Below are 6,693 nucleotides of genomic sequence, written 5' to 3'. Positions count from 1 at the left end.
AACGCTCGAACTGGACGTCCCCCGCGACCGTGAGGGCACCTTCAAGACGGAACTCTTTGAGCGCTATCAACGCAACGAGAAAGCCCTCGTGCTGGCCTTGATGGAGATGGTCGTCCAGGGCGTCTCGACCCGCAAGGTGAAGAAGATTACCAATGAGCTGTGCGGGCGACGCTTTAGCCGACAGACCATCTCGCGTGTGAGTTCCGGTGATTTAGGTAAGTATAAATACTATTCATATATACTATACAAGATGAGCGTGAATTGCATAAAGTAGGGTTCTGAAGTCCTTACAGATGTATTTGCAGCTGTGTACGCAGTACGACCGGCTTCAGCGCACGCTCGTCAATGGGCGCAATCATGTCTGTTTCAATACGCAAATACGACACGGGCTGGTACGTGTAGCCAATGCCCAGCTGCGTAGGCGCCTCGGGCGCAGGGCCGTTGTAGCGTACCCAGTCGGTTCGTGCACGGAGCGTATGGGGGGATGCGACCTGGTACGTGCCTGTGAGTTGCGCGCCGGTCTCCATCTCGCCCGGTGCTGCCTCGGTGCGAGTCAGAGCCTCTACCGTGAGGGCCACCGTACGATGCTGAATATGCACATTGCCGCTGTATCGCGTGCTCGGTCCGCTCTGCGCTGCAGCGCCTGCCGGATCGTGGGCCACGCCTGCGCCCACGGCGGCACGCCCTGCATCCCACTCGGGGGTCCATGTCAGCCGTGCCACATACAGCAACTGCTCCTCAGCCGTCTGTTGAGCGGACGGCTCCGGGCGATCGGGTGCTGCACGCAGGCGCGCTCCGTTAAACACGCCGACCTGCACGTGCCATGCGCTGTGCGGCTGATAGGATGCTGCGGCTCCCGGCGTACGGCTCAGTCCAAGCGCCTTAACGCTCCGCGCCCGCAGCACAAACGGCGTAGCCGACGACGACACGAGCTGTCCGTAACTGAACGGCGGACGAAACTGCCCGCCCCGCAGCATCCAGTGAGACGTCAGTTGCAGGTCCACGTGGGCATCGGTGACGATGAGATCGTCTACGAAGTCGCCTTCCAGTTCATAGCTCACCCCCGCCACCGGATCGCCTGATACGGCGAAGCGTGCGCGGTCTACGCTGAAGCCATCGGTGTAGAGCGTGGGATGACTTGCGGCATGCGCGGAGGCCTGCACCAGCACGCCGATGGTGGGAACGTGCGTACTGTCGGGAGCAGGCTGTGCCTGAACGGTGGGGGGCCTGCTCAACAGGGGCATCAGCACGACCAGCAGTGCAACCGCTGCGATGCGGTAGGAAGCTGAGTGGAGAGCAGCAGAGACATTCTGCATGCACATCAGGAGGTTTTTTTAGGAGAGACGATTACAGACTGAGACGCAGTGCGCGCATCCCCATCAATCTGCGTACGCGGCATGAGGTTTGTTATGCGGCTGATTTCGGGGATAGGTAGGATTGATTCGTTTCCTTTATACAACAGCAGACTTGCAGGCACCTTACCACGGGCTTACAGTTTTGTAAGCTTGGCCGGTCGGCAGGCGCTACGGCAGCCAGATGTGCATGGCGGTGCCGGTGTTGCCCTCACTTTCAACAGCCACCTCGCCCTGATGGGCCTCAACGATGGCTCGCACCAGGCTCAGGCCCAGGCCCAGTCCACGCTCGGTGCGGCTCTGGTCGCCACGGTACAGCCGGTCCCAGATACGGGGCTGCTCCTCGGTCGGAATGCCCACGCCGGTGTCGCGCACCGTAAAGCGTACAGCGTACGTATCGTGGTCGGGCGTCGACGCGGCCTGAAGCGTTACTGTGCCGCCTCGGGGCGTATACTTAACGGCGTTGTCGAGCAGATTGGCCAGCGCTTGCCGCATGCGCGAGGTATCCACCTGCACCTGTAGGTCGTCGGGGATCTGCGTAGTGAGGGTGATGGCTTTGTCTTCCGCTACAAACCGGTAGGCATCCACTACACTATCGACCAGGTCGGGCACGCGCACTGTCGTGCGGTTTAGAGAGACGGTGCCCGACTCCATCTCGGCTACGTTGAGTGTGGTGTTGAGCACGTCAAGCACGGCGTCGGAGGCGCGGAGGGTGTCGGCGAGTGCGGCGCGCAGTTCGGCTTTGGAGGCGCCGTCGTTGCGCATCGCCATTTCGGCGTGGCCGCGCAGACGTGTCATGGGGGTGCGCAGGTCGTGAGCCACGTTGTCGAGTGTGGTGCGCATGCCCGCGACCAGATGCTCAATACGGTCGAGCATCTGGTTGAAGAGGTGCACCAGTTGGGTGAATTCGCCCTGTTCCTGTGGAGCGGCGGCGCGCTGGGCTACATCGCCTGTTTCGATGATTGATTCGAACGTGCGTACCACAGTCCGCAGGGGACGCAATGCGCGATGGGCCAGAATCAGGCCGCCGAGCAGTGCAATCAGCAAGACAGGCAGTGCGCTGGCAAGGAAGACCCACTTCATAGAGCGCAGAATCTCGTTGCTCAAGGGGGCGTCCATGCCCACCTGCAGAATGCGGTTTGGGGAGATGCGCAGGGCAAATGCTTCGATCGGGTCGTTATCTTGGGCGGCCCCCAGTGGAATCCATGCTTCGGTATCAGGGGGATCGGCAGCGGCGAGGCGGGCCAGGTCGGCAGATTGCCAGTTGTCGGGGTTGTGCAGCAGGAACGTGTGTCCGTCGTCATCGGTGAGGCGCACCACCAGTTCCTGAAACTGCTCGTCGGACGTGTGGGCATCAAGCACCATCCGGACGGCCTGCGGGCCGCCGCCCTGGTACGTGGCAGCCAGCGTTCGGGCTTGCGTCTCCATAAACGCCCGATCGGGCTGCTGCAAAAAGTAGATGAGGAGTCCGTAGGCGAGCCCAGCCAGCACAGCTACGCTTCCCACAAACAGCCCTGCATATCCGGCCACCAGGCGCCACCCGAGCGGGTACTGCGTCCAGAACGCGCGACTGGGCGCATAGTCTGTACAATGACTACTCACCGTGTTGCTATTCGTTGACTCGGAGGACATATCCCGCGCCGCGCACTGTGTGGATGAGGCTCTGATCGAAGGGCTTGTCAATCCGTTTGCGAAGCCGATGCACCAGCACTTCGACCACGTTTGTCTGCGGAGTGAAGTTGAAGTCCCACACATGCTCTAAGATCATCGTCTTCGAGACCACCTGTCCGGGGTTGCGCATGAGCAATTCCAGCAGGGCAAACTCGCGCGGTTGCAGGTCGATTGCGGTGTCGGCGCGCGCCGCCGTACGGTCGAGCCGATTCATGGTGAGCGGCCCTGCGACAAGCTCAGTAGATGCGGTAGGCCCCGATGCCCGCCGGATGAGGGCACGCACGCGGGCCAGGAGTTCGGTAAAGGCAAACGGCTTGACAAGGTAGTCATCGCCCCCGGCGCGCAGGCCTTCCACGCGCTCCTCGGTCGAGCGCTTTGCGCTCAAAATAAGCACCGGCGTGTCCACACCACGCTGCCGCAGGCTCTGGATAAGGTCGAGCCCATTGCGGCGTGGTAGCATCAGGTCGATAATGGCTGCAGCGTACGATCCGTTCAGGGCGTAGCGGTAGCCCTCTTCGCCATCGGCGGTGTGGTCTACGGCATATCCTGCCTCTTGCAGGCCTTGCGCTACAAAATCGGCAATCTGGGTGTCATCTTCGACAAGGAGGACGCGCATGCGCACACGAGCGGGTCAGCGTATCACAACGAACGGGACCCCGGCTTACGCGGCTACGCTGGCTGCTGTGCCGACCGGGCATGCACGGCATCGAGTGGAGCCCATGTGGACTGGTGGGGCAGGCGGTAGCGGTTCATCCAGCGGAGGTCAATGAGGTGCTTCATGCGAAGCGCTGTCGCACGCATCCACCAGACCGACCCGGCGCGCCACAGGCCTTTTGCAGTGCCAGTGGATAAGATGAGTGGTGCTACGGGATACGGTCGAAAGGCGCGTAGTCCGTCACGGTGGTACGCACGTTCGGGCGGTTTTCCGTCGCGCAGGTGCCGCAGCATGCGATCCACGTTTTCAGCGAGGAGAGGCCCTTGCTTTACGGCATGCACGCCAATGCGGGGCAGGTCGGCGTATCCGTCAACGGCAGCGCAGTCTCCGGCGGCGAACACGCGCGGGGCCGAGGGGATCTGGAGCGAATCGACGACCTTCACGAAGCCCTGGTCGGTGCACGAAAATGGGGTGCGCTGCCAGAGCGGCGGTCCCACCGATCCGGTGGCCCACACGAGCTGTGTGCAGGGCAGGCGGGTGCCGTTGTCGAGCACCGCGTGCGTGGGGGTGCGATGCTGCACACGTGCGCCGGTGTGCAGACGTCCGCCCTGCCTGGAAAACAGGTCGGCCACGCGTTGGCTGGCTCCGTCTGGAAATGACGGGATCAGTCGTTTAGCGGGCTCCACAACGGTTACGGTGCACCGACGCGGGGCCGTGCGCCGAATGCGTGCCTGAATGTTCAGTGCCAGTTCGGTACCTGCCGCCCCGCCCCCAGCAATGACCAGGTGCTGCTGCGACGTGCGCTCGGGCAGCGTACGCAGCCATGCCTCCAGTCGTGCAATCTGATGCATAGGCTTGGTGCCTGTGACCTGTGCCGTACCCTTGGGCGGAGATGGGTTCGCCGCGCCTATGTCGACCACCGCTACGTCGTACGGCAGTGTGGAGCCATAGGCGGTTGTGGCGGTGCGTGCTGTTGGATCCATGCGCACCACGCGGCCCTGATGCCATGTTACGCCGGTATGCTGGCACCATCCCTTCAGATCGATCTGCACCTCGTCTTCGCTGTACACGCCCCCCAGGTGTTCAGGCACCATGCCTGAGTAGTAGAGATACGGATGGTCGGAGACCAGGGTGATGTCGATGCCATGCTCGCGCCACGCAGCGGCGCGCTCAAACAGCGCAACGCTAGCGTGACCGCCGCCAATCAGAAGCAGATGCACAGAGGCTTACCTGTTTTGTATGTGGGATGCGAAAGCTTACGCTGTGGTATCTACCGGACACGTGGATACGCCTATGAGGCGGTATAGGGGGCAGAAGCTCACCATCCCCGTAAGCAGCAGCACGCCGCTTACCACGCCCAGTACGAGCGCCCATGTACCACTAATCACGCCGCCTGCGTACAGAGCAGCCACCGCCAGCGCACTTCCAATGCGAAGGATTCGGTCGATCGTTCCTACGTTTGTATCCATTGTAGCTCATTTTATTTGTAGTCACAAGGTCGGTGTCCTGTTTATAATACCCGCCTACGGGAAAGTTACACCCCGCCATGCATTCGTTGGGGCAACGGACATTCTTTTTTGACAGCGCGACCCAGTATCATGCAAACCCTTTCGCTTTACGCCATTGCAGCAATGTTTATAGCCGCGGGTGTGGCGCACTTCATAAAACCAAGCATCTTTACGCGCATTGTGCCCACGTACCTGCCGGCGCCGCGTCTGCTGGTCTATGCCAGCGGCGTGTTCGAAATTGCTGGAGGCGCAGGGGTGCTTATTCCGAGCGTGCAGGTCTATGCCGCATGGGGACTCATCGGCATGCTGGTGGTGTTTCTTCCGGTGCATACCTTCATGGCCCGTGACCCTGAAGGCCGATTCTCAGATTTGCCCAATTGGATGCTCTGGCTTCGCATTCCGTTGCAGTTCGTTCTCATGGCGTGGGTATACTGGGCCGCCGTGCTTACGGGCTCATGATACAGGCTCATGATTGGCCATCTCAGGTAGCCCTCTGAAAATACGTCAACACATGACGTACAACACGGAGTATTCCCCAAATGAACGCGCGCCGGACCCTCCCTTTGAGGAGGACCCGGCGCGCGGTAGTATAAGCGGATAGTTGCATACGACCTGCTACGAGATGCGTAGCAGAATCGTGCAAACAGGCTTAGTCTTCGAGGTAGAAGGTATAGTTGCCGCTTCCGCTGTACGACTCGATGACCCACAGGTAGTAGCCCGAGGAGCCACTGTAATCGATTTCTTCGCTGGAGTCAGCCGACGTTGAAGAGTCGACCTCGCTCCAGTTCCATCCATTCCAGCGGTACAGGTACAGGTCGAAGTCGGCGCTGCTCGGGCCTTCCAGATAGCCCGTTTCCGATCCGTTGCCCGCGTAGTACGATCCGTCGGGTTCTTGGGCACTGTCGCCGGAACCACTCAACGACCCGGTGTACGTGGCGCACGAGGAGCAGGGGCTGGTGCCGCTGCCGTCGTCACCACTGCCGTCGTCGCCGCCATCGTCGCCGCCATCACTACCATCGTCACCACCGTCGTCACCACCGCTTCCATCAAGCGGGCTGTACAGCAGGAGGTTGGGCGAGCCGCTGCCAACGTCGGAAAGTGCATCCGACGTGGCGGTGTCAGTGAGTCCCGAAAAGACCGATGCAGGCGTGTCGCTGCTATTGCCTTCGAGATAGAGCGCTGCTACACCCGCAGCATGCGGGGCCGCCATGGACGTACCGCTGATCGTGTTTTCTGCGGTATCGCTGGTGTACCAGGCCGACTTGATGTCGGAGCCGGGAGCCCAGATGTCAACGCATGAGCCGTAGTTCGAGAAGCTGGAGCGCTGATCGGAGGAGGTGGTCGATCCAACCGTCAGGGCATCGTCTACGCGGGCCGGCGAGGCGTTGCAGGCATCCGTGTTGTCGTTGCCGGCAGCGGCCACAACGAGAATACCATCGCTCACGGCATTTTCGACAGCATTATCGAGCGACGTGCTGGCACCACCGCCCAGGCTCATGTTCGCCAC

Annotated in this window: 7 protein-coding genes and 1 pseudogene; 2 read left to right on the top strand and 6 right to left on the bottom strand. The window is 61.3% G+C overall.

Going from position 1 to position 6,693, the window contains the following annotated elements:
- Nucleotides 1-202, top strand: a pseudogene (locus tag R6U20_RS00195) (transposase); the annotation flags it as partial.
- Nucleotides 203-287: 85 nt separating this feature from the next.
- Here R6U20_RS00195 and R6U20_RS00190 read toward each other — a convergent pair.
- The 5 genes from R6U20_RS00190 to R6U20_RS00170 form a co-directional block, all read right to left on the bottom strand.
- A complete protein-coding gene (locus tag R6U20_RS00190; protein WP_410335852.1) occupies nucleotides 288-1,316 on the bottom strand; it encodes a porin in 1,029 nt (342 codons plus the stop codon).
- A 207-nt stretch (nucleotides 1,317-1,523) separates the two neighbouring features.
- Nucleotides 1,524-2,984 carry an ATP-binding protein gene (locus tag R6U20_RS00185; RefSeq protein WP_410335851.1) on the bottom strand — a complete coding sequence of 487 codons (1,461 nt, stop codon included), beginning with the start codon at nucleotides 2,982-2,984 and terminating at the stop codon, nucleotides 1,524-1,526.
- Complete coding sequence (locus R6U20_RS00180; RefSeq protein WP_410335850.1) at nucleotides 2,962-3,639, bottom strand: winged helix-turn-helix domain-containing protein; 678 nt, start codon at nucleotides 3,637-3,639, stop codon at nucleotides 2,962-2,964. Before R6U20_RS00180 ends, R6U20_RS00185 begins: the two co-directional genes overlap by 23 nt.
- Nucleotides 3,640-3,692: 53 nt before the next feature.
- Nucleotides 3,693-4,898 carry an NAD(P)/FAD-dependent oxidoreductase gene (locus R6U20_RS00175; protein WP_410335849.1) on the bottom strand — a complete coding sequence of 402 codons (1,206 nt, stop codon included), beginning with the start codon at nucleotides 4,896-4,898 and terminating at the stop codon, nucleotides 3,693-3,695.
- A gap of 36 nt (nucleotides 4,899-4,934) precedes the next feature.
- A complete protein-coding gene (locus R6U20_RS00170; RefSeq protein WP_410335848.1) occupies nucleotides 4,935-5,147 on the bottom strand; it encodes a DUF2892 domain-containing protein in 213 nt (70 codons plus the stop codon).
- A gap of 129 nt (nucleotides 5,148-5,276) precedes the next feature.
- Between R6U20_RS00170 and R6U20_RS00165 the strand changes: the two genes are divergently transcribed.
- Nucleotides 5,277-5,645 carry a DoxX family protein gene (locus tag R6U20_RS00165; RefSeq protein ID WP_410335847.1) on the top strand — a complete coding sequence of 123 codons (369 nt, stop codon included), beginning with the start codon at nucleotides 5,277-5,279 and terminating at the stop codon, nucleotides 5,643-5,645.
- A gap of 190 nt (nucleotides 5,646-5,835) precedes the next feature.
- Here the strand turns inward: R6U20_RS00165 and R6U20_RS00160 are convergent.
- Nucleotides 5,836-6,693: S8 family serine peptidase (locus R6U20_RS00160; RefSeq protein WP_410335846.1), on the bottom strand; the 858-nt coding region annotated here is incomplete at its 5' end.

This window comes from Longimonas sp., from assembly GCF_046498435.1.
GTDB lineage: Bacteria > Bacteroidota > Rhodothermia > Rhodothermales > Salinibacteraceae > Longimonas.
The sequence above is the reverse complement of the archived record's forward strand: the minus strand, read 5'-3'. Positions and strand labels throughout refer to the sequence as shown.

Excerpts from the sequence above, each read along its gene's own strand:
- R6U20_RS00185 (WP_410335851.1), bottom strand. The coding sequence starts at position 2,984 with ATGTCCTCCGAGTCAACGAATAGCAACACGGTGAGTAGTCATTGTACA.
- R6U20_RS00170 (WP_410335848.1), bottom strand. The coding sequence starts at position 5,147 with ATGGATACAAACGTAGGAACGATCGACCGAATCCTTCGCATTGGAAGT.
- R6U20_RS00180 (WP_410335850.1), bottom strand. The coding sequence starts at position 3,639 with ATGCGCGTCCTCCTTGTCGAAGATGACACCCAGATTGCCGATTTTGTA.
- R6U20_RS00190 (WP_410335852.1), bottom strand. The coding sequence starts at position 1,316 with ATGCAGAATGTCTCTGCTGCTCTCCACTCAGCTTCCTACCGCATCGCA.
- R6U20_RS00165 (WP_410335847.1), top strand. The coding sequence starts at position 5,277 with ATGCAAACCCTTTCGCTTTACGCCATTGCAGCAATGTTTATAGCCGCG.